The organism is Fictibacillus marinisediminis, from assembly GCF_023149135.1.
Taxonomy (GTDB): Bacteria; Bacillota; Bacilli; order Bacillales; family Fictibacillaceae; genus Fictibacillus_C; species Fictibacillus_C marinisediminis.
Genome location: NZ_JAIWJX010000002.1, coordinates 2,958,924 through 2,979,364 on the forward strand (window position 1 = coordinate 2,958,924; position 20,441 = coordinate 2,979,364).

The 20,441-nt window shown below is 43.1% G+C and carries 23 protein-coding genes; 7 read left to right on the forward strand and 16 right to left on the reverse strand.

Annotation, left to right across the window (positions count from 1 at the left end):
* The first annotated feature begins 3 nt into the window (after positions 1 to 3).
* From LCY76_RS15740 to LCY76_RS15750, 3 genes are all read left to right on the forward strand, one after another.
* The gene (locus tag LCY76_RS15740; RefSeq protein WP_053357578.1) at positions 4 to 333 is read left to right on the forward strand and encodes a YtrH family sporulation protein; all 330 of its coding nucleotides are present in this window, start codon (positions 4 to 6) and stop codon (positions 331 to 333) included.
* 1 nt (position 334) lies between these two features.
* Positions 335 to 838 carry a sporulation membrane protein YtrI gene (ytrI, locus tag LCY76_RS15745; RefSeq protein ID WP_248253399.1) on the forward strand — a complete coding sequence of 168 codons (504 nt, stop codon included), beginning with the start codon at positions 335 to 337 and terminating at the stop codon, positions 836 to 838.
* Positions 839 to 961: 123 nt separating this feature from the next.
* The gene (locus LCY76_RS15750; RefSeq protein ID WP_053357576.1) at positions 962 to 1,144 is read left to right on the forward strand and encodes a YtzJ family protein; all 183 of its coding nucleotides are present in this window, start codon (positions 962 to 964) and stop codon (positions 1,142 to 1,144) included.
* 40 nt (positions 1,145 to 1,184) lie between these two features.
* Here LCY76_RS15750 and LCY76_RS15755 read toward each other — a convergent pair whose 3' ends face one another.
* A complete protein-coding gene (locus tag LCY76_RS15755) occupies positions 1,185 to 2,135 on the reverse strand; it encodes a DHH family phosphoesterase (RefSeq protein WP_248253400.1) in 951 nt (316 codons plus the stop codon).
* A 96-nt stretch (positions 2,136 to 2,231) separates the two neighbouring features.
* On the opposite strand from LCY76_RS15755, the gene LCY76_RS15760 reads away from it, so the two are divergent.
* Positions 2,232 to 2,540 (forward strand): YtpI family protein, encoded by a 309-nt coding sequence (locus tag LCY76_RS15760; RefSeq protein WP_053357574.1) that lies wholly within the window; start codon positions 2,232 to 2,234, stop codon positions 2,538 to 2,540.
* Between the two features lie 356 nt (positions 2,541 to 2,896).
* On the opposite strand, the gene LCY76_RS15765 is transcribed toward LCY76_RS15760, so the two are convergent.
* The 3 genes from LCY76_RS15765 to LCY76_RS15775 all read right to left on the reverse strand — a co-directional run bounded on the left by LCY76_RS15765 (position 2,897) and on the right by LCY76_RS15775 (position 5,292).
* Complete coding sequence (locus LCY76_RS15765; protein ID WP_248253401.1) at positions 2,897 to 4,213, reverse strand: DRTGG domain-containing protein; 1,317 nt, start codon at positions 4,211 to 4,213, stop codon at positions 2,897 to 2,899.
* An 85-nt stretch (positions 4,214 to 4,298) separates the two neighbouring features.
* Entirely contained in the window at positions 4,299 to 4,553 is a 255-nt protein-coding gene (locus LCY76_RS15770; RefSeq protein WP_248253402.1) for a hypothetical protein, read from the reverse strand.
* A 61-nt stretch (positions 4,554 to 4,614) separates the two neighbouring features.
* Positions 4,615 to 5,292 (reverse strand): metal-dependent hydrolase, encoded by a 678-nt coding sequence (locus LCY76_RS15775; RefSeq protein WP_248253403.1) that lies wholly within the window; start codon positions 5,290 to 5,292, stop codon positions 4,615 to 4,617.
* A gap of 205 nt (positions 5,293 to 5,497) precedes the next feature.
* On the opposite strand from LCY76_RS15775, the gene LCY76_RS15780 reads away from it, so the two are divergent.
* The gene (locus LCY76_RS15780; protein ID WP_248254698.1) at positions 5,498 to 6,598 is read left to right on the forward strand and encodes a M24 family metallopeptidase; all 1,101 of its coding nucleotides are present in this window, start codon (positions 5,498 to 5,500) and stop codon (positions 6,596 to 6,598) included.
* Between the two features lie 42 nt (positions 6,599 to 6,640).
* On the opposite strand, the gene ald is transcribed toward LCY76_RS15780, so the two are convergent.
* The 5 genes from ald to LCY76_RS15805 form a co-directional block, all read right to left on the reverse strand.
* The gene (gene ald / locus LCY76_RS15785) at positions 6,641 to 7,759 is read right to left on the reverse strand and encodes an alanine dehydrogenase (RefSeq protein ID WP_248253404.1); all 1,119 of its coding nucleotides are present in this window, start codon (positions 7,757 to 7,759) and stop codon (positions 6,641 to 6,643) included.
* Between the two features lie 101 nt (positions 7,760 to 7,860).
* Positions 7,861 to 8,622: an SDR family oxidoreductase gene (locus LCY76_RS15790; protein WP_248253405.1), complete on the reverse strand. Its 762-nt coding sequence runs from the start codon at positions 8,620 to 8,622 to the stop codon at positions 7,861 to 7,863.
* 193 nt (positions 8,623 to 8,815) lie between these two features.
* On the reverse strand, positions 8,816 to 8,974 hold the full coding sequence (locus tag LCY76_RS15795; protein WP_156316352.1) for a hypothetical protein: 159 nt from the start codon (positions 8,972 to 8,974) through the stop codon (positions 8,816 to 8,818).
* Positions 8,975 to 9,048: 74 nt separating this feature from the next.
* Entirely contained in the window at positions 9,049 to 10,422 is a 1,374-nt protein-coding gene (argH, locus tag LCY76_RS15800) for an argininosuccinate lyase (protein ID WP_248253406.1), read from the reverse strand.
* Entirely contained in the window at positions 10,419 to 11,624 is a 1,206-nt protein-coding gene (locus LCY76_RS15805) for an argininosuccinate synthase (RefSeq protein WP_248253407.1), read from the reverse strand. Before LCY76_RS15805 ends, argH begins: the two co-directional genes overlap by 4 nt.
* 282 nt (positions 11,625 to 11,906) lie before the next feature.
* On the opposite strand from LCY76_RS15805, the gene LCY76_RS15810 reads away from it, so the two are divergent.
* Complete coding sequence (locus LCY76_RS15810; protein WP_272885750.1) at positions 11,907 to 12,164, forward strand: hypothetical protein; 258 nt, start codon at positions 11,907 to 11,909, stop codon at positions 12,162 to 12,164.
* Positions 12,165 to 12,281: 117 nt separating this feature from the next.
* Here LCY76_RS15810 and LCY76_RS15815 read toward each other — a convergent pair whose 3' ends face one another.
* The 6 genes from LCY76_RS15815 to LCY76_RS15840 all read right to left on the reverse strand — a co-directional run bounded on the left by LCY76_RS15815 (position 12,282) and on the right by LCY76_RS15840 (position 17,762).
* Positions 12,282 to 13,118 (reverse strand): EcsC family protein, encoded by an 837-nt coding sequence (locus LCY76_RS15815; RefSeq protein ID WP_248253409.1) that lies wholly within the window; start codon positions 13,116 to 13,118, stop codon positions 12,282 to 12,284.
* 202 nt (positions 13,119 to 13,320) lie between these two features.
* Positions 13,321 to 14,508 carry an acetate kinase gene (locus LCY76_RS15820; RefSeq protein ID WP_248253410.1) on the reverse strand — a complete coding sequence of 396 codons (1,188 nt, stop codon included), beginning with the start codon at positions 14,506 to 14,508 and terminating at the stop codon, positions 13,321 to 13,323.
* Positions 14,509 to 14,705: 197 nt separating this feature from the next.
* Positions 14,706 to 15,698, reverse strand: coding sequence for a class I SAM-dependent methyltransferase (locus LCY76_RS15825; RefSeq protein ID WP_248253411.1), 993 nt, complete (start codon positions 15,696 to 15,698; stop codon positions 14,706 to 14,708).
* A gap of 126 nt (positions 15,699 to 15,824) precedes the next feature.
* A complete protein-coding gene (gene tpx / locus LCY76_RS15830) occupies positions 15,825 to 16,322 on the reverse strand; it encodes a thiol peroxidase (RefSeq protein WP_248253412.1) in 498 nt (165 codons plus the stop codon).
* A gap of 266 nt (positions 16,323 to 16,588) precedes the next feature.
* The gene (gene ytfJ / locus LCY76_RS15835; RefSeq protein ID WP_248253413.1) at positions 16,589 to 17,092 is read right to left on the reverse strand and encodes a GerW family sporulation protein; all 504 of its coding nucleotides are present in this window, start codon (positions 17,090 to 17,092) and stop codon (positions 16,589 to 16,591) included.
* Complete coding sequence (locus LCY76_RS15840; RefSeq protein ID WP_248254699.1) at positions 17,085 to 17,762, reverse strand: DUF2953 domain-containing protein; 678 nt, start codon at positions 17,760 to 17,762, stop codon at positions 17,085 to 17,087. The genes ytfJ and LCY76_RS15840 overlap by 8 nt, the downstream gene beginning before the upstream one ends.
* Positions 17,763 to 17,896: 134 nt before the next feature.
* On the opposite strand from LCY76_RS15840, the gene LCY76_RS15845 reads away from it, so the two are divergent.
* Entirely contained in the window at positions 17,897 to 18,700 is an 804-nt protein-coding gene (locus LCY76_RS15845) for an NAD kinase (protein ID WP_248253414.1), read from the forward strand.
* A 68-nt stretch (positions 18,701 to 18,768) separates the two neighbouring features.
* Here the strand turns inward: LCY76_RS15845 and LCY76_RS15850 are convergent, their stop codons facing one another.
* Positions 18,769 to 20,367, reverse strand: a complete 1,599-nt coding sequence (locus tag LCY76_RS15850) for an amidohydrolase (protein ID WP_248253415.1) — start codon at positions 20,365 to 20,367, stop codon at positions 18,769 to 18,771.
* Positions 20,368 to 20,441 lie beyond the last annotated feature (74 nt).

Consider the following 20,441-nt stretch of genomic DNA (forward strand, 5'->3'; position numbering starts at 1 on the left):
CGTATGAGGGATTTTCTGTCCACTATCATTATTACTTTTTTTATTGCATTCGGCGTCATTCTTGGAGGAGCCATCATCGGCGGCCTTGCTTCTTTTCTTGTTGGAAAAGCCCCCTTGATGGAAACAGTCGACCTGGCCAAAAAGCTGAAGATCTGGGCAATTGTTGCTGCAATGGGCGGTACGTTTGATACTATAACAAACTTTGAGCGCAGTTTTTTAAACGGTGCTACCTATGAAATTGTGAAACAGCTGGTCATCATTTTCATCGCGATGGCAGGTGCCAACACAGCGATGCTGCTGCTGCAATGGCTGACTCAGGAGAATTTGAACTAAGATGAGAATTCCTCCTTATTTCAATCGAAAAGGCTATCAGCGTTTCTTTTCAGGAATGATGCTTGGATTCATTATCGGATGGCTCTTCTTCTTAATGCAGTACGGTATGACTGTCGAACATTACGTCAGCACGATAAAGGAACAATCCCATCATATCGCTGATCTTAAAGAGCAGATTGCCCAGTGGAAGAGCACCTATGAAAAAAGCAACGAAGACAATGAAAAAATGCTGCGCGTACAAAAAATAAAAGTATTCGTCACCAACAATCAAACACTTAAACTTTCACAATTAACGATTTACGAGATCTCTGAATCTGTGCAGGATCAGCTTGAAAACCTGCTTGGAGAAGATATTGAATCCATTTATAAAACGCGGATGCTTCTCTATAAGGCGATTGAAAACAAGAACTATGAAGTTGATGGCGAAAAATACAAAGTTGTCGTCGATCAGTTATTTTTATACACAACCGTGGAAGTTCATGTGAAAATCATACCCGAAGGATGAACCGGCCTGTCCTGAAAATAATCAAGTTTACTGTTTTGTGACAATTCAAACAATCTGATAGCATTTTTATGCAGGATTGTTTAAAATATAAGAAAAGAAAGCAAGACAGAGGGGGTATTTTGCTTGATTATTAATCGTAAAGAAATCGCGCGTGAGCAGGTCAAAAAAATACAGAACGGTTTTTCTGCCTTTGCCGAAACAAAAGAAGTAGCCGAACTCATAAAAAAAGAACTGATGAAGCTGAATATTCCCGTTCATGAAGATGTGACGGATATCGGTTCATGGTTCATCCCGGAAAAATCCTAAAACAAGAAGACCCTCGCTTGAAGGGTCTTTTTGTTTGCTTTCAGTTTGCAGATTGATAATCTTTGCATAGCTTTACCAGGTCTTGGACCAGCCGTTTTGATTCTTCCTCACTGTAGATGGTAGCACCTGATGCCCTCGGATGCCCTCCCCCGTTATAACGCATCGCAAGCATATTGATCACTGGCCCCTTAGAGCGAAGCCGTACTCTGATCTGTCCGGGCTCGTCAACGAAAAACACCCACGCCAGCATTCCTTCCACATTGGCAAACGCGTTGACAAGCAAAGAAGCTTCACTGACCGTAACGCCATACTCTTTTAAAATCTCCGCCGGCAGATGAATATACCCCGCACATCCATCAATAATTTTAAAGTGCTGCAGAACATATCCATTCAGCCTTGCCGTATTCTCATGAACTTTATAAAGATTATCAAATATCTCCTGAGGATTGATCCCCTTCTTTACGAGTTCTCCTGCTGCATAATAGGTTTTCACCGTCGTATTGCTGTATAAAAATCGGCCGGTATCACTTACAATTCCCGCGTACAGCAGGCGTGCAGCATCCTTGGTTAAAACCAGTCCTTTTTCCTTCCCATGTTCGTACCATTCATAAATCATCTCGCTCACGGAACTGGCCCCCGTATCGACCCATATCTCATCGCCGTATGGATCTTCATTAGGATGGTGATCGATCTTAATCAGTTTCTCTCCCAGTTTAAACCGTTCATCACTGATTCGTGGTGAATTTGCTGTATCACAGACAATGACCAGCGCACCCTTATAGGTCTCATCTGTAATCTCATCCATTTTTACAAGAAAGGTTAGTGAAGGATCTTCCTCACCAGTCAGATAAACTTCTTTTTTCGGAAAGCTTGCCTTGATGATCTCGGCAAGTCCTCCCTGTGAACCAAGTGCATCCGGATCTGGCCGTATATGCCGGTGTATAATGATTTTATCGTAAGCTTTAATCATTTCCAGTATCTTGTCTTTCATCGAATATCTCTCCCTTTTCTTTCCTAAGCTTCTGGCAATTCTTTTCTTCAACGATTACAATGGAATAGGATTACTTACATGGAGGTCAGAAGATATATGCCGTTATTTGTAATTTTAATTGTGGTTTCTCTTTCATTTTACATCTTTTATAAAGTAAAAGAAGTCCGATCTAAAGCTTCCTATGAAAAAAGCTGGATTGGTTCCAAAGCAAAAGTGGCACTGGGCGTATTCTTACTTTCATTCGGACTGAATGAATTCACAATGGTGGATGACAAGATCCAGCTTTGGATCGCTATCGTTTTTTCAGTGTACGGCTTGTTTATGATGGTTGCCGGTTATAAAATGTACAAGCATTTTCTTCCCCTGGCCATTGAAGAAGCTGAGAATTCCCGTTCGGTTCAATGAATAAAAAAAAAGGGTGACTCAAGTGATATACAAGCTTGAGCCATCCTTTTTTATTTAGGCTGTTTTCGTAATCTTTGTTGCACTTAGGAGTGGTTGATCGTTTCAGGATGCTCGCTTTCCGTGGGGGTGTGCGGTGAGCCTTACCGGCGCAAGCGCCTACTTTCTCGCCTACTTGAGTCTCACCTGTCCCGCTAGTCCCACAGGACAAGGAAGGCTTCGGCAGCGTTATATCGCACGAAGAAAATGTGAAATTCATTTTCGAGGAGTCTCGCACCTTCCACTCCAATCAACTTGTCAATGAAGCCTATTTATAAAAAGGTTCCCAAAGCAACAATCTTTTAGAAAAGAGCCTTTATTTATGACCGGTGACCGATCAATTGTGCCAGGAGCAGCGCCTTGCCAACGACCGCTCCATCATGATAGAGCTCAACATCCACTTTTCCAAACTTTCTGCTGACCTCAAGTACCCGCGGAACAATCTCAATTGTACTTTCCATCTGCACAGGTTTGATAAAATAAAACGTTAGATTCTCGACGACAATGTCACCTTTTTTTATCTTTCTCAGTGCCCGGCTTGCCCCTTCAATAACCAGCGTTGTCATAACGCCGTAGGATACCGTTCCCAGGTAATTCGTCATCTGGGGAGTCACTTCGAATTTATACCTTGGGCCTTGTCCATCTTTAACCTCTGAGATGGAAGCGGTGATCAGATCGTCAAACGTTTCACCGACCTGAGGCTGCTTTTGAATCATCTGCAAAGATTTCAGGACATCTTGCCTTGTCAAAATCCCAAGCAGTTTTTGGCTGTTATTAACTACAGGTAAAAGCTCGATCCCTTCCCAGATCATAATGTGAGCGCAGGAAGCCACCGAAGTCTTATGGTTCACTGTGATCGGCGAACGGGTCATGACCTTATCAACGGGAGTATACCTGTCCACTCCAATGATATCCTTTGACGTAACAATGCCGACTACCTTCATCTGACTGTCAATGACCGGGTACCGGCTATGCTTGGTTTCATGATTCAGCTCATACCACTTTTCTATGTCATCTGCGGTGGTCAGCAAATGGGTGTCCTCAGCCGGTATCAAAATATCGGAAGCCAAAACGATTTCCTTTTTGATCAATTGGTCATAGATGGCTCTGTTAATCATGGTTGCTACTGTAAATGAATCATAGCTCGTTGAAATGACTGGAAGCTTAAGTGAATCAGCAAGCCTTTTCACCTCTTCTGTCGTATCAAATCCACCCGTGATCAGTACCGCTGCACCGGCGTTTAATGCCAGCTCATGGACTTTCTCCCGGTTCCCGACAATCAGAAGGCTGCCCGGGTCGACATATCTCATCATGGCATCGAGCTTCATCGCACCGATCACAAATTTGTTCAGTGTTTTATGTAATCCTTCCCTGCCGCCAAGCACTTGGCCGTCCACAATATTAACAACCTCGGCAAAGGTCAGTTTTTCAATGTTCTCTTTTAACTTCCGTTCAATCCGTATCGTCCCCACTCGTTCAATCGTGCTGACGACTCCCTGGTTCTCAGCTTCCTTGATTGCCCGGTAAGCTGTACCTTCACTGACAGATAAGGCTTTCGCTATCTGCCGGACCGAGATTTTGGAACCGATCTCTAGAGACTCAATATATTCAATAATTTGCTCATGTTTGGTAGCCACGTTTTTCCACCGTTCCTTTGGCTTCTGTTTTATCTGTTCTACTAAGATTGATTAATACAGATTATACAGACAATAAAACAGAAACTCAATGATTCTTAAGGCAGGTTTCCCTAGAATCCTCATTATATTCACTCTTTCGCTGTTTTGGATCTTCCGATAATTCCCCCAGTGCCATCCAAAAACCTTTCGTCTGTGCTATAAAAGCAATGCAGGCAAATGTGAGCCAAATGACAGAAAATACAAAAGAAGGACTGCCGGACTTTGAAAAATGCAGGTGGGGTATTCCATATACAAGAAGAGCCAACAGACATAAAGCTTTTAACGTACGGTTACTGGCCATAATAAAAACCTCCTTATCCCATGCTTATGCATCATAACAAGGAGGCAGACTAAACATACAGCTATCTTTCGATGGATTCACCCGGTTTCAGAACTTTACCTTCCACTTTTAAAGAAGATACAAACTGATCCGCATCCTGCTCGATGAGTGGGAACGTATTATAATGGATAGGCACCGTAAGCTTGGCGTTCACCCATTCAGCAGCCGTGGCAGCGTCTTCCGGCCCCATCGTAAAATTGTCACCGATCGGCAAAAACGCCACATCAACATTATTTCTCTCACCAATCAGCTTCATATCCGAAAATAAAGCTGTGTCACCTGCATGATAGATGGTCTTTCCTTCAGCAGAAAACAGAACACCTGCAGGCATCCCGGTGTATACGACCGTGCCGTCTTCTTCCGTAAAGCTGGAGCCGTGGAAAGCCTGGGTCCATTTCACGTGGCCCCACTCAAATTGATGGCCGCCTCCGATGTGCATCGGATGGACGTTCAGCCCCTTGGTTCCAAAATATTCAGCCAGTTCAAATGGGGCAACAATTAGACTGTTATTCTTTCTTGCGATTTCTTCCGCATCGCCTGCATGGTCATTGTGGCCATGTGTCAGCAGGATGACATCCGGCTTTACATCCTCAATATCCACCACAGCAGTATCATTGCCTTTAATAAAAGGATCAATCCAGATGGAATGTTTTTCGGTCTGGATCTCTACCGCAGATTGTCCGTGAAAAGTCAGCTTCATGTTCAACATCTCCTTTTACTTTCTCATTTCTACAATTCGAAACAGTACCTTCATTTCCTTCTCATTTCCGTTTTTTCTTCTTCTTAAACGCCGCTTTTCTTGAGACGCTTCGTTTACATCCCATATCCATAGTGATACATTGAAAGTATAGGATGTCTCCATCGTTATCAATGTAATCCGTCATACATAAGAAAGGAAGATAAAGATCATGCAAAAAATTGAAGCACTCTCAACTTGGCTGAAAGAACAAAATATTCAAGGGGCTTTTGTTACGTCAACGGCCAATGTTTACTATTTGTCCGGTTTTCGGTGTTTTCCTCACGAGCGCCTTCTGGGAGTTTTTGTTTTCCAGGACAAAGAACCAATTCTTGTCTGTCCCGGAATGGAAGAGCTGCAGGCAAGAAACGCCGGATGGAAGCATGAGATCATCGGTTTCTCTGATACCGACAACCCTTGGGAAATGCTGTCTGAACGAATCACAGACCGCGGTATTACTTCAGTGGATTCGATCGCCGTAGAAAAGGAACACCTTTCTTATCATCGCGGCATGCAGCTGTTGAACCTGTTCCCTAATGCATCCCTCGTTTCAGTGGAGCATGAACTGAATGCCATGCGGCTGATCAAAAGCGAAGACGAAATCTCTATTCTTCGTGAAGCAGCCCGCCTAGCAGATTTTGGAGTAGAAACGGGCATTGCTGCTATCGGAAAAGGCGTTACTGAGCTTGAACTCGTTGCTACCGTGGAGTACGCACTTAAGAAAAAGGGAGCAGCAGAAATGTCGTTTTCTACCACCATTCTGGCAGGGGAAAAATCGGCCATGCCTCACGGAAACCCTGGAATGAAAGAGATCCAGCCCGGGGATTTTGTCTTGTTTGATCTTGGTGTAGTCGTGGACGGATATTGTTCAGATATTACAAGAACAGTCGCTTATCAGTCTGTTTCTGAAAAGCAAAAAGAAATTTATGAAATCGTTAAGAAAGCACAGCAGGCATCTCTTGATCTCAGTAAACCCGGCACCCGTGTCGGAGATCTCGACCTTGCTGCAAGAAAAGTGATTGAAGATGCCGGCTATGGCCAACATTTCCCGCATCGCATCGGACACGGCCTTGGTCTTGATGTTCATGAGCATCCTTCCATGAACGAAAAAAATAACGATAAGCTGACCAAAGGCATGGTCTACACAATCGAACCAGGGATTTACCTCCCAGAAGTTGGCGGCGTCCGAATTGAAGATGATGTGTATATCACTGAAAACGGCCATGAGTGCCTCACTCAGTTTACGAAAGAACTGGTAATCGTTAAATAAGAACAAACAAAAAAAAGCGGATCCGCAAAGGATCCGCTTTTCTTATTTATCGATAAACTCGTGCACAGATTTATATTCCAGTCCATGAGCTTCTGCTACGGCTTCGTATGTGACATACCCTTCCAATGTATTGATTCCTTTTAAAAGAGCTTCATTTTTCCGGCAAGCTTCTTTATATCCCAGATTGGCGATCTGCACGGCATACGGGACGGTTACATTCGTAAGAGCGATCGTTGAAGTTCTAGGCACCGCTCCAGGCATATTGGCTACAGCATAATGAAGAACACCATGCTTTTCATAGGTTGGATTGTCATGCGTCGTGATCTTATCTACCGTTTCAAAAATTCCGCCTTGGTCAATGGCTACGTCAACTACCACTGATCCCGGCTTCATGGATTTGATCATTTCCTCAGTAACCAGCTTTGGTGCACGAGCTCCAGGAATAAGAACTGCACCAATTACCAGGTCTGATTCACTGACCGCCAGTGCAATATTTAAAGGATTGGAGATCAGGGTATTGATTTCCGCACCAAAAATGTCATCCAGCTGTCTTAGCCTTTCAGGGCTTAAATCAATGATCGTAACATCTGCCCCGAGACCCATTGCAATTTTCGCTGCATTCGTTCCGACGACACCGCCGCCGATAACGGTTACTTTTCCTCGTTTTACTCCCGGTACGCCGCCAAGCAGAATTCCTTTTCCGCCTTTTGGCTTCTCAAGGAATTGAGCACCGATCTGTGCAGACATCCGTCCTGCCACTTCACTCATTGGCGTCAAAAGAGGAAGTGAACGGTTGGGCAATTGTACCGTTTCATAAGCAATGCCCACTACTTTGTTGTCAATCAGCGCTTTTGTTAACTCAGGTTCAGGAGCAAGGTGCAGGTAAGTGAAAAGAATGAGTCCTTCCCTGAAGTATCCGTATTCCTCAGGAAGGGGCTCTTTCACCTTCATGACCATATCCATGGACCATGCCTGATCAGCGGTCTGAACAACCGTACCGCCTGCCTTTTCATACTCGCTGTCATGAAAACCCGAACCTTCTCCCGCACCGGTCTGAATGTATACCTCATGGCCGGAAGCCACTAAGTTCAGGACGCCTGCGGGTGTCATTGCCACACGGTTTTCATTATTTTTCACTTCTGTAGGAACACCGATCTTCATTTTTTCATCCTCCTCATTGTAAGCCAATGATTATTTATGTAAAAACGTGTCAATGTCTATTGTTAACATACCACTAAAAAAATAATATAAAAACCAATTAATTATTTACGATGCCTGTTGATCACATCGAGCCCCCCGGTAGCTGAAATGATGCTGCCTGTTATCATGTCTGAGTTCTCTTCGCAGAGAAACGCGATCAGGCGGGCGATATCCTCCCCTGTGCCAGAACGTCCAATCGGAGTGTCTTTATCTTTTAAAACTCTCGCTTCTTCAATTCCGGCTTCCTTCATGTCACCGATAATATTTCCTGGACAGACCATATTCGCCGTTATGCCATGCTCTGCTTCCTCTAGTGCGATCGTTTTCGTTAAAGATACGAGACCCACTTTCGCTGCGCTGAAGGCTGAACGGTACACCCAGCCAGGAGTATATTCTGCATCCTGGAATCCATAGGTGATGATGCGGCCAAAACCATTTTTTCTCATCACAGGAATTGTTAATTTGAGGAAATGGTATACGGAGCTCAGATTGCCATCGATCATCTCATACCATTCATGGTCTTGGTAATCGGCAAGTTTTTTCCGTTCAAACACATAAGGACCTGCATTATTGATGAGATAGTCGATGCGCCCAAACCTTTCCATTGCAGATTCACAAATGTACCGGATATCTTCTTTTTTTGTCACATCACCTTTTATAAACTGGATCCGGTCCTCATCGCTTTTCCATTCCCGCTTTAGCTGACTCACCGCATTTTCGTCACTTCGATAGTTTACAGTGATGGAACACCCCTGCATGATTAGCTGTTCTGACACTTTTTTGCCCAGTCCTTTAGTTCCTGCTGTAACAATGGCATGCCTCACCGTTCCACCTCCCAAAAGCCTCGTGTAATAATAATGTCTGAATGTCTTATATTACTTCTTCATTATCATTGTAACCATTTCCACATAACTAAGTCTATTCAGGACCATAGCGATCCGATATTGAATACAGACAAAAAGGTGAAATAAAAAAAGCAGAATGACAAAGGTCATCCTGCTTTTTCTGTCCTTCTAATTATTGGAGGCTTTCTTCATCTTCAGCTTTTGATTCAGACTTTCCTTGATCGAGGTAGTCCACTACCCCGCTTTGGTAGGATTCGTTGATCTGCTGCTGTACGGTAATTTCATTTTCCTGATCAAAATCCACAAATGATGCTGGTTTTTTTTCTGGCATGCTCATCCTCCTTCATGATTTTAACCATATTGTTCTCTAATGAAGGAGAAAATAGTGTGCCACAATCTGGGTAATCAGATCTTAGTTTTAGCAATCTTAAGCGCAGCTCGAACAGCTTCAAATCCTGTTCCGCCTGCAGAATTCCGTCTGGAAACAACGGTCTTCGCCTGAAGGACATCAAACACATCCTTTTCAAAACATGGTGAAGCCGCTAGGTATTCATCAAACGGAAGATCCAGAAGGTACACGTTCTTCTGGATACAAGCCAGCACGAGTTTACCGACAATTTCATGCGCCTCACGGAATGGGATGCCTTTGTTAACAAGATAATCAGCAAGTTCCGTGGCATTGGAAAAATCGGATGAGACGGCTTTTTGCATGTTTTCCTGGCGGACCGTAATGCTCTCTATCATGCCGGTAAAGATGGACAATGAACCCTTTAATGTTGTAACCGCATCAAATAAAGGCTCTTTATCCTCCTGCATATCTTTGTTGTAAGCTAGTGGAAGTCCCTTCAACACCGTAAGCAACGAGGTAAGGCTTCCATATACACGGCCTGTTTTGCCGCGGATCAGTTCAGCCATATCCGGGTTCTTTTTCTGCGGCATCATGCTGCTTCCAGTTGCAAAGGAATCACTGATCTCAACAAATTGAAATTCCTGAGATGACCAAAGAATCAGCTCTTCGCAGAAACGTGACAAATGCATCATCACAAGGGAAGCATTACTGCAGAACTCCACCAAAAAGTCACGGTCGCTTACTGCATCTAGGCTGTTTTGATAGATATCTTCAAAGCCCAGAAGCTGAGCTGTGAACGCTCTGTCGATCGGAAAAGTCGTTCCCGCCAGAGCACCGGCACCAAGAGGACATAAATCGATACGCTTCATGCTGTCAGAAAGACGTTCCTTGTCACGCTGAAACATCCAGAAATAAGCCATAATATGGTGAGCAAAGGATACAGGCTGTGCTCTTTGAAGATGTGTATAACCTGGCAAGATGGTTTCCACATGCTCTTCAGCAAGAGAAACTAATACTGTTTGAAGCTGATTGATCTGCTCGATGAACGAAGAGACCTGCTTTTTCATGTAGAGGTGGATGTCAGTGGCTACCTGGTCATTCCTGCTTCTTGCGGTATGAAGCTTACCGCCAACAGGGCCCACCTCGTCTGTCAAAAGCTTTTCCAGGTTAAGATGGATGTCTTCATAGTCCACTTTGTACTCCAGTTCACCGTTCTGTGCTTTTTTTAACAGCGTCTGGAGTCCGCCTCTAATTGTCTCTGAGTCTTCCTTTGTAATGATTCCGCATTTGGAAAGCATTGTAACATGGGCAATGCTTCCCGCGAGATCTTCTTCTACCAGTTCTTTATCGAATGAAATGGAAGCACCGAATTCATCGACCCATTGTTCAGCCGCTTCGGTAAATCTTCCTCCCCATAATTTTGTTGTCATACTTTCACCCCGTTATGCTGCACCTTGCTGCTTACTTTTGTCGGAAGCCCCCATAAGGAGATGAAACCAACAGCATCCTGATGGTTGAATGTATCCTCTGTTGAGTAGGTTGCAAGTTTTTCATCATAGAGAGAGAACGGTGACTTACGGCCTTCTACGATGGCATGCCCTTTGAACAGCTTAACTCGTACAACACCAGTCACATGTTTTTGTGTTTCCTGTAAAAAGGCTTGCAGTGCCTGGCGGATTGGAGAGAACCAAAGACCTTCATAAATAACTTCTGTAAGCTTCTTCTCAACGACCGGTTTAAAGTGTGCCACTTCTTTCACAAGCGTGATGTCTTCCAGCTCGCTGTGTGCTTTCAGCAATGTCACCGCAGCAGGACATTCATATATTTCTCTTGATTTAATTCCCACCAAACGATTTTCTACATGATCGATACGTCCGATGCCATGGGCTCCGGCCACTTTATTCAAATGCTGAATCAGCTGTTCCAAGCTGTAAGGAATGCCATTTAAAGCTACCGGAACACCTTCTTCAAATGTAATTTCGATCATATCCGGTGTGTCAGGTGTTTCCTCTAAAGGAGCCGTTAAATCATATGCATCCTCCGGGGGAGCCACCCATGGGTCTTCCAATATGCCGCATTCGTTGGCTCTTCCCCAAAGGTTTTGATCGACAGAATAAGGACTGTCCAGTGTCGCAGGAATCGGGATATTATGTTTTTTTGCATATTCAATCTCTTCATCACGCGACCATCCCCACTCACGTACAGGAGCAATGACTTCAAGATCAGGGTTCAGCGCAGAAATGGAAACTTCAAATCGAACCTGATCGTTTCCTTTTCCGGTACAGCCATGGGCTACAGCATGAGCTCCGTACTGTTCTGCAACCTCGACCAATTTTTTAGCGATCAGCGGTCGGGAAAGCGCTGAAAGTACTGGGTATTTCCCTTCATACATTGCATGGCCTTGAAGAGCCGGCAGTACATAGTCCTGAGCAAACTCTTTTTTAACATCTAAGCTAATGGATTCGATCGCTCCAACCATCAGAGCCTTCTCTTTAACAAACTCCAGGTCCTTTCCTTCACCTACATCAAGACCAAGTGCGATCACATCGTATCCTTTTTCTTGAAGCCATTTAATTGCTACTGAAGTATCCAATCCGCCTGAATACGCTAATACCACTTTTTTATTTGCCATCTATAAAACCCCTTTGAATTAAAATACTTAATTATAAATTTTTATACATTCCTAAGTAAAAATAAAAGAAGCTGCTCACTGCAACTTCAGATTATATCTTCTGAAACCACTATAACAACATTTGAGTATTTTTTCAATAATTATTTATAAAAATGTATAAATATTAGTTTTAATTCATTCGCAACAACATGCTTTATCATGTAAAATAAAGAAGAGGTGATACACGTGGCAACCGAATTTGTTTTTAATGAACGGCTTGGCATCGAGCTTCCCTTATTGCAAATGGCTTGGGAAGACTACGCTCCCGCCAGACAGGAAGGAATATTGGCACAATGGGAATCAATACGGGGAACCATTCCTGACCGTATCCACGACATTGAACAGATCATCAATACAAAACAGGATCAGCTCGGTGTTGAAGAAAACTTCGAACGCTCATGCGAACTCAATTGGGAGATCGCTGAACTAGCATCTGTAATTAATGATTTATGGCTTTGGTACAGAACCCATCAAGATATTAACTTAAAGCTGCATTTATAAAAGAATAGCAGAAATGCCCTGTTAAAATCCTTGCAATGGAGCTATCCATTACATCATTGGATACAAAAACACCCGGATATTGATTCCGGGTGTTTTTGTATGTTGTATGCATACTAATTATGATTGTTTCTCCAATAGAAAACGCTTTTGATAAAATTTTTGAGCGAATTCTGTTACTTCTCTGGACTTTTGATAGTTCATGGCAGCTCCAAACAAAACACCAAGCAAAGGAATACCCTGTACCATCTTTTTCTTGAGCATGGTAATAATGATTCCCTTCATTCCCTGTTTAAGCGGCATAGAAAGCCAGGATACATCGGCAACGGATTCATCACCAACATAAAAGAACGAATCACGCTCCCCGCTTGAGATCTCCTCAAGGAGTTCGTTCCAGCTTTCATACTGATACCGTTTTGGAAGTGTGGAAGCATGAAATACCTTCAACGACATCATCATTTCAGACGGTTTCTGTATATCATATCCGTAATTCATTGCGATGTATTGTATGGACCGTACTTGCAAAGCAATCATTGCCGGAATATCCATCCCGAGCAGCAAGAGTCCCCCTGTTCCAGAAAGCCCTCCTTGCGCTAAAGAAAGCATCCGGCTTCTTGCGATTTGCTGTTGCGCAATATATGTAAGCTGATCAATCGTACATGATTGTAAATCTTCAATAATCTCCACTTCGGGATTAAAAATACGTGCTTCTGACAGCAGCCTCTCTCTTACATCCGTTTGGTATCTTGAATTCTGAATCAGTGCGTGAACATGAAACAATGCAGAATCAATGAAATTATTCATTTTTTCAATGAGAGCCGGGTTCAGTTGGCTCAGCTGATTTTTAATCCATCGTTCATAGGTCGCTTCAAAATCTGTCGACTCATAATCAAAATAACTGGACTCCCACTGGGTGATGGATTGCCATACTTTTTCCTCTCTTGAAGTTAAGCTCACAATTCAACCTCCTGCCATTTGCACTTCAGTGCCTAAGCAAGGCACTGAAGCTTTTCTTAATAGTATTATACATTCTTTTGTTCCGTAAAAACAAAAAACCCGCAGAAGAGTTTTACCAACGCCACATATCCCAACATGAAAAGTGAAAGCTGGATACCTACAAAAAAAGAGCTGGTACCTGACACCAGCTCAATAAACATTATTATTTAGATAGTCTTACTGTATCTCTTGCGATCATCACTTCTTCATTCGTAGGTATGATAATAACCTTAACCGGTGAATGAGGATAGCTTATGAATGCTTCTTTTCCGCGTACTTTGTTTAATGCAGGGTCCCAGTATACGCCCATAAATTCTAAACCGCGAAGGACACGCGCACGGACGGTATCACTGTTTTCACCGATTCCAGCTGTAAAGATAATCGCATCGATGCCAGCCATACGAGCAGCATAAGAACCGATGTATTTATGGATTCGGGAAGCAAAAACTTCCAGAGCAAGTTCTGCTCTTTCATTTCCTTCATTTGCCTTCTGCTCAATATCACGAAGATCAGAAGAGAAGCCTGATACACCTAGCATTCCGCTCTTATTATTCAAAACGTTTAGTACCTCTTCAGCCGTTTGGCCTGTTTTTTGCATGATATAAGGAATCAATGCTGGGTCAATGTTTCCAGAACGCGTTCCCATCGTAACACCCGCCAATGGCGTGAAGCCCATAGAAGTGTCAATGGATTTTCCGCCTTCAATGGCCGCAATGCTCGCACCGTTACCTAAGTGGCAGGATAGAAGGCGAAGCTGTTCGACCGGACGGCCAAGCAGTTCAGCTGCACGTTCTGTAACATACTTATGAGAGGTACCATGGAAACCATATTTTCGGATGCCGTACTTTTCATAATATTCATATGGTAAACTATACAAAAATGATTGTTCAGGCATGGATTGGTGAAACGCCGTGTCAAAAACAGCCACAGCCGGTACGTTCGGCAAAATTTCTTTGAACGCTGTGATACCGACAACGTTAGCCGGATTATGAAGAGGTGCCAAGAAAGACAGTTCCTCAATTTCCTCCAAGACCTGGTCAGTGATTACAGCTGAATCATTGAACTTTTCACCGCCATGAACAACACGGTGTCCGATCCCTTCAATTTCATCATAAGAAGAAATGACCTGGTGGGCCGTCAATTTTTCAAGCAGCATTTTTACCGCTACCCCATGATCAGGAATTTCTGTTACTTCTTTTATTTTTTCTCCATTTACTTCAATGGTAAAAATGGAGTCATTTAATCCGATACGCTCAACTACACCTTTTGTTAGAACTTGCTCTTCAGGCATTTCAAGCAGCTGAAATTTCAGTGAAGAACTCCCAGCGTTGATTGCGATAATTTTAGCCATTCTTTTTAGCTCCTTAACTGCAATGAAAAAGAAGTGCATGAATGACATGAACTTCTTGCCCATTATAAATTCATAATATCCTTAACCATTTAAACACCCTTGCACACTTATTTCAAGTTTGTTAAGCGTTTTCCAGGCATATTCATTATATTCAGAAATGAATTCGTTTCCATGGAAGGTGTTTTTCATCATTTTTATTATGAACGTTTTAGTTCAGAGCTAAACCACGCATTCATCTGGCTCATTACGCTCCCCATCGCTTGCTTTTTAGAAAAGGATGGCAAATTAACAAGGAGAGCCTGTTTTGGTTTGATGGTGTGTTCTCCGTTTTTTTGCAGCAGCAAAATGCTTTTTGCATGGCTTTCCTGTTTAAAGAGCGACATGGGCAGCTGGATCATACCTAAAATTACTGCACGTTCCTTCAGCATGTCTTGAAGCAAATAAGCTTGTTCGCTCGAAAACAACGAATTAGGCACAAGGAAAACGCCAAAGCCGGATTCTTTTAAATAGTTGATGCTTTGTTCGATGAGTAAATGATGTGCGTACGTATGGCCCTTCTCTGCAAATACCTTGAATTCTTGCGCAGTTTCATCCCCTGGATAAAAGCCAACAGGCAGATCCGAAACTACGATATCTACAGGATCTACATACAACGGCTTAATGCTGTCCTGATGATATAATTCTACATTATGTTTCTGCAGATTGGCGACGATCCAAGCTAATCGCAGCAACGTCTCATCCACTTCAACACCAAAGCTTTGGACTTCTTCGCCAAACTGGTTTAAAACGGTTGTAAGCAGGTTGCCCGATCCGACTGCGGGATCCAAAAGCACAAATTCTTTCTTCTGCTGCATGAGTTTTTGTACTAGGTAACCAACAAAGAGACCTACAGCATCCGGTGTCATGGCATGATGCGGCTGTATGGCTTCTTTCATTCCTTTTAAGACGGCAAGCTGGAATGCTTTCCGAATTTCTTCCGCTCCCATCGTATCGAGATTGATTTTAGCGTATTCTTTTTCTAAAAAAGCTCTTGTCACTTGTGATACGTCTTTTGGTATCTCTTGATGAAATAAGTTTTCACCTGTATCCACAAGCGCTTCAAGATAGGTTAATTCTTCTTCTTGTTTAATTCTCTCAGATGACTGATCAATAACCGTAAAAAGCTTCTCTACATTCGAAAGGCTGCTCATATTACTTCCTCCTATATCCTTACCCCGCATTCAGCATGCGTTTCGTTCTATTTAAATCAATGAAGCGTTTCATGGGAGATGAAACACCGTTAAAAAACTCCGGAGCATGCCTCCGGAGTTTTTCGTTTAATTAGCAGCTTTTGCAGCTTCGATGGCAGCTTCATAATTTGGATGGGTGGTCACTTCATCCACATATTCCACATAAGTGACTTTGTCCGAACTGTCTACTACGAAAACAGCCCGTGCAAGGAGGCGTAATTCTTCAATCGCCACTCCGTAAGCTTGGCCGAAAGACAAATCACGGTGATCAGAAAGTGTCTGCACGTTCTCTACACCGGCAGCGGCGCACCAGCGTTTTTGAGCGAATGGAAGATCCACTGAGACAGTTAAAATCTTAACATTATCCAATTTCGACGCTTCCTCGTTAAAACGGCGGGTTTGCGCATCACAAACGCCTGTATCAACGGAAGGTACGGCAGAAATCAATCGAACAGATCCTTTAGAATCCGCTAGTGTCACTTCTGACATGTCGTTGGCCAGAACCTTAAAATCTGGAGCCTGGTCACCAACCTTTACTTGCTTCCCTGCTAACGTAACCGGTTTTTCCTTAAATGTTACTCCCATGAAAAAGCCTCCTTTATTTGATTATGTACATATTTCATAATATAGCGAAGAAAGCGATTGTGCAAATAATAAAGAAAAGCTGAAGCGCCTGGTTAGAGACGAAAGGCACTGGAGGTCTCTGCCATAAAACGCTTTTTGTTTTCTGGCAGAGAGCGAAGTGACAAAGTCTCTAGGCGCTGAAGCTGGATCAAGAAAAGCTGAAGCGCCTGGTTAGAGACGAAAGGCGGTAAAGATGAAAAGAAAAAGCTAACTGATGAACAGTTAACTTAAAAAGGGTTTTGCTGTTGATTTTGATTTTGCTGCTGATTTTGATTTTGCTGTTGATTTTGATTTTGGTTTTGCTGAACGTTTCTTTGCCTGTTTCGGTTGTTCATCATATGCTGAATCTTTTCCACAACACTTGGAGCCAAATCTAGAAGGCGTTCATAAAGATGAGTGCTGTTATCCAAATGAATGGTTTTGATACCTGTTGAACCAACGATTAAAAAGGCAATCGGAGTGATGGAAACACCGCCGCCGCTACCTCCGCCAAACGGAAGTTCTTCACTGGAATCCTGCTGGCCCTGCTGGCCTCCACCCTGGTTTTGATGATCACCGCTGCTGAATTCACTTCCTCCTGCTGCAAAGCCAAAACCCACTTTGGAAACAGTTAAAATTACACTTCCATCAGGCGTTTCTACCGGATCGCCGATAATGGTATTCACATCGATCATTTGTTTTAGATTTTCCATCGCCGTTTTCATAAGGCCTTCAATAGGATGCTCAGACATGTGATGTTCCTCCTGCTATATATTTTTTTGATTTTTTACTTTTGCTGGAGCTTATTTTTCTCCAATGTTTCAACATCTGTAACATGACGACAATAGCATGCCCGATTTTAAAAGAAATCATACAGGACAGCCTTGTTTGCGTAAGAGTCCCTTGGTAAACAGGTATGACCTGAATGGAAGGCACTCCTTTTAAAGAGACAAAGTGCGACAGCATGCCAAGCACGTTGCCTTTTAAAGCCCAGACCATGCCCGATGCAACAGCTGTTGAAGCCGCATCTCCAAGGCCAAACCGGCTGTCCCACCTTACCTGAGAAATTGTAACTTTCTTTAAGAATCGGCGAAGAATTCTATAAAAGCCCGTCACATGGGCAAGGAGCCTGCTGTATTTCCTGGAGCTTTCCTTAATGGTCTGTACGGTGATTTTTGTTTTCTTCTTTTTTACCCCTGCAGCCCCATTTGATTTTTTTTTCGCTTCAATCTTTTTTTCGGAAGCATTGACTTTAACCTCGGGCACCACGACGGAATAGGAGATCACTTTCCACAGGGATACTTTAAGACGCAAAAAATCATCGTCCCCTTTGTGTGTGTATAAAAAGGAAACGTGTACTGTTGAAAAAATCAGAATGATAAATAAGAGCAGTAAAATAATGAGTACGATAAAAAAAATCATCACAGGCCATACTTCCTTTCATTCCCATTATGGTCGGCATAGAGAAAAATAAACCTGTTTCGATTCACAAAAGGATTTACAAAGTGAAAGTAGAACATGATATAGTGACAGAAACATCGACAGGAGGACTTTACATGGCAGACGAACGCAGAAATCTATACTTGTTTTATAAGCAGGAAGATGAAGTATTGAGAAAAGTAGAACCTTTAATTGCCTTTGCTGAAAATTATGGATTTAAGATTGTAGATGATCATAAAAAAGCTAATATCATTGCTTCTATCGGAGGAGATGGAGCATTTTTACAGGCCGTCAGAAAAACGGGTTTCCGTGAAGACTGTCTGTATGTGGGTGTCAGTACGGGAGAACTGGGTTTCTACTGTGACTTTAAAATAGATGACCACCAGGGAATGATATCAGCTATGGATAATGATCAAGTTGAGGTCAGAAAATATCCAACCTTGGCCGTGTCGATGGATCATGACGATTCTACTTTTTATTGCCTGAATGAATGCTCAATCCGTTCTTCCATTATCAAAACGTTCGCCATGGATGTGTTTATTGATGATTTGTATTTTGAAACGTTCAGAGGTGACGGCATGATCGTTTCCACCCCTACCGGAAGCACGGCATACAATAAATCAGTCACTGGTGCCGTCGTTGATCCCAAGCTCCAGTGCTACCAGGTCAGCGAGATGGCGTCATTGAACAACAACCTTTACCGCACGCTCGGATCTTCTTTTATTTTGAGCAATGAGAGAAAGCTGACATTTAAGTTTGAACAGGACAATAACCAGTACCCGATCATCGGCATTGATAATGAAGCGCTAAGCATCAGGCATTCAGAAGTGATCCGTTTTGAGCTGTCCGATCGAAAAGTAAAAACGGTTAAACTCAAAGACAACTCGTTTTGGCATAAAGTCAGGAGAAGTTTCCTATAAGCTCAAAGATAGCTTCTAACAAAAACAACCAGCCCGGTAGTTGCGGGTTGGTTGTTTTTGTATATGGCTTAGTGGTGGAAGGCGCTGAATTCGATCGAATTATCAATGATCGTATAAAGGACTTTTGCTTCGAGGATTTCATTCGGATCACTGGCAAGGATATCTCTGTCCAGCACAGTAAAATCTGCTTCGAATCCAGCTTCGATCCGTCCTCTTGTATGTTCTTTGCTGATCGCATAAGCACTTCCCGCGGTATACAGCTGAACCGCCTGGTAGGCTGTAAGTTTTTCTTCCTTCTGATACCCTTCATGGTTCTCATCCGGTTTTTTCCTTGTGACCGCAGCGTAAATACCCTCTAATGGATTCACTGCCTCTATTGGAGCATCGGAACCGCCTGCACAGTGAAGCCCATGATCAATGAGGGTTTTCCATGCTAATGCATACGGTATTCTTTCTTGGCCTAACCTTTCGATCAGCCATGGAAAATCAGACGGAACAAAGCTTGGCTGTATATCGATAACGATCGGCAGCTGTTTCATTTGCTCAATTAGATCAGGCCTGACGAGTCCAGCATGAATGATCCGGTCCCTCTTCTCAGTTACAGCCGGATGTGCCCGGATCGCCTCAAGTGTGTATTCTAATGAAAGATCACCTATCGTATGGACAGCGACAGCCATCATATGATTTCTTGCAAGGTGAACAAGTTCTTTTAACTCTTCCGGATGATGGATTGCAACACCAGAAGTATCTGGAGCGTCATTATACGGTTTGCTTAAGAGCGCGGTTCGGCCTCCGAACGCTCCGTCACTGAAGATTTTCATGGCCCCAAATTCAATATACGGAGAATCTGTTTCGGAAAGCTTTGATACTTGATAATCACTGACCACATTATGATGAACAAGAAGATGTGCTTTAAATTTTATAGAATCACCATTCAGCACTTTCCTGAATGCGGACACCGTCTTTTCAAAGCCGCCGTAATACCCTAAGTCTTCGGTATGTCCTCCTGTAAGCCCTAATGATAGCAAATCATGTACAGAAGCTGTTAAGGCATTCGATATGTATTTTTCTGTAACAGGCGGCACAGCCTTTTTGACAAGGTCTGCAGCGCTGTCCAGGAGATAACCTGTTGCCTCACCGTTTACATCGCGGACGATAATGCCTCCCGGAGGATTTTCTGTTTCTTTCGTAATTCCCGCAAGTTCCAAGGCTGCACTGTTAGCCAAAAAAGCATGTCGGCAAACACGTGAAAGGAGCATAGGATGATGAGGTGACAGCTCATCAAGCTCAAGCCTATGGAAGATCTTTCTGTCCAAAAAATTATTTTCATTCCATCCATCACCGATGATCCAATTTCCTGGCTTTTCTTTTTCTGCCTCGCTTTTTAGATAGTCTCCCATCTCTTCTGCTGAAGTAAAATGAGACAGATCTCTTCTGATCAGCTTCTCTCCATGTCCGATGATGTGAAGATGGCTGTCTACAAACCCAGGAAACATCACAGCTCCTCCCAGATCAATAGATGAATCAATTTCATCGCTGTACTTTTTTAATAACGACTGAGCTGTTCCAGTTTCTTTTATTGTATTGCCTGCTACATATACCGCTTCTACGGTCTCACCTTCTTGAGCAAGCGTGTAAATGATGCCATTCGAATATAACGTTCCCATGCCACACCTCTTTATGTCTAAGCTTTCCCTTATTTAACCACAATTTTAGCACGCCGCGATATTTTTCCGCACAT

Excerpts from the sequence above, each read along its gene's own strand:
- LCY76_RS15755 (WP_248253400.1), bottom strand. The coding sequence starts at position 2,135 with ATGAAAGACAAGATACTGGAAATGATTAAAGCTTACGATAAAATCATT.
- LCY76_RS15795 (WP_156316352.1), bottom strand. The coding sequence starts at position 8,974 with ATGCCAGAAAAAAAACCAGCATCATTTGTGGATTTTGATCAGGAAAAT.
- ald (WP_248253404.1), bottom strand. The coding sequence starts at position 7,759 with ATGAAGATCGGTGTTCCTACAGAAGTGAAAAATAATGAAAACCGTGTG.
- LCY76_RS15845 (WP_248253414.1), top strand. The coding sequence starts at position 17,897 with ATGGCAGACGAACGCAGAAATCTATACTTGTTTTATAAGCAGGAAGAT.
- LCY76_RS15825 (WP_248253411.1), bottom strand. The coding sequence starts at position 15,698 with ATGAGCAGCCTTTCGAATGTAGAGAAGCTTTTTACGGTTATTGATCAG.
- LCY76_RS15840 (WP_248254699.1), bottom strand. The coding sequence starts at position 17,762 with ATGATTTTTTTTATCGTACTCATTATTTTACTGCTCTTATTTATCATT.
- LCY76_RS15810 (WP_272885750.1), top strand. The coding sequence starts at position 11,907 with ATGGCTTGGGAAGACTACGCTCCCGCCAGACAGGAAGGAATATTGGCA.
- LCY76_RS15770 (WP_248253402.1), bottom strand. The coding sequence starts at position 4,553 with ATGGCCAGTAACCGTACGTTAAAAGCTTTATGTCTGTTGGCTCTTCTT.
- argH (WP_248253406.1), bottom strand. The coding sequence starts at position 10,422 with ATGACAACAAAATTATGGGGAGGAAGATTTACCGAAGCGGCTGAACAA.
- ytfJ (WP_248253413.1), bottom strand. The coding sequence starts at position 17,092 with ATGTCTGAGCATCCTATTGAAGGCCTTATGAAAACGGCGATGGAAAAT.
- LCY76_RS15775 (WP_248253403.1), bottom strand. The coding sequence starts at position 5,292 with ATGAAGCTGACTTTTCACGGACAATCTGCGGTAGAGATCCAGACCGAA.
- LCY76_RS15850 (WP_248253415.1), bottom strand. The coding sequence starts at position 20,367 with ATGGGAACGTTATATTCGAATGGCATCATTTACACGCTTGCTCAAGAA.
- LCY76_RS15760 (WP_053357574.1), top strand. The coding sequence starts at position 2,232 with ATGCCGTTATTTGTAATTTTAATTGTGGTTTCTCTTTCATTTTACATC.
- LCY76_RS15820 (WP_248253410.1), bottom strand. The coding sequence starts at position 14,508 with ATGGCTAAAATTATCGCAATCAACGCTGGGAGTTCTTCACTGAAATTT.
- LCY76_RS15805 (WP_248253407.1), bottom strand. The coding sequence starts at position 11,624 with ATGGCAAATAAAAAAGTGGTATTAGCGTATTCAGGCGGATTGGATACT.
- tpx (WP_248253412.1), bottom strand. The coding sequence starts at position 16,322 with ATGGGAGTAACATTTAAGGAAAAACCGGTTACGTTAGCAGGGAAGCAA.
- LCY76_RS15740 (WP_053357578.1), top strand. The coding sequence starts at position 4 with ATGAGGGATTTTCTGTCCACTATCATTATTACTTTTTTTATTGCATTC.
- ytrI (WP_248253399.1), top strand. The coding sequence starts at position 335 with ATGAGAATTCCTCCTTATTTCAATCGAAAAGGCTATCAGCGTTTCTTT.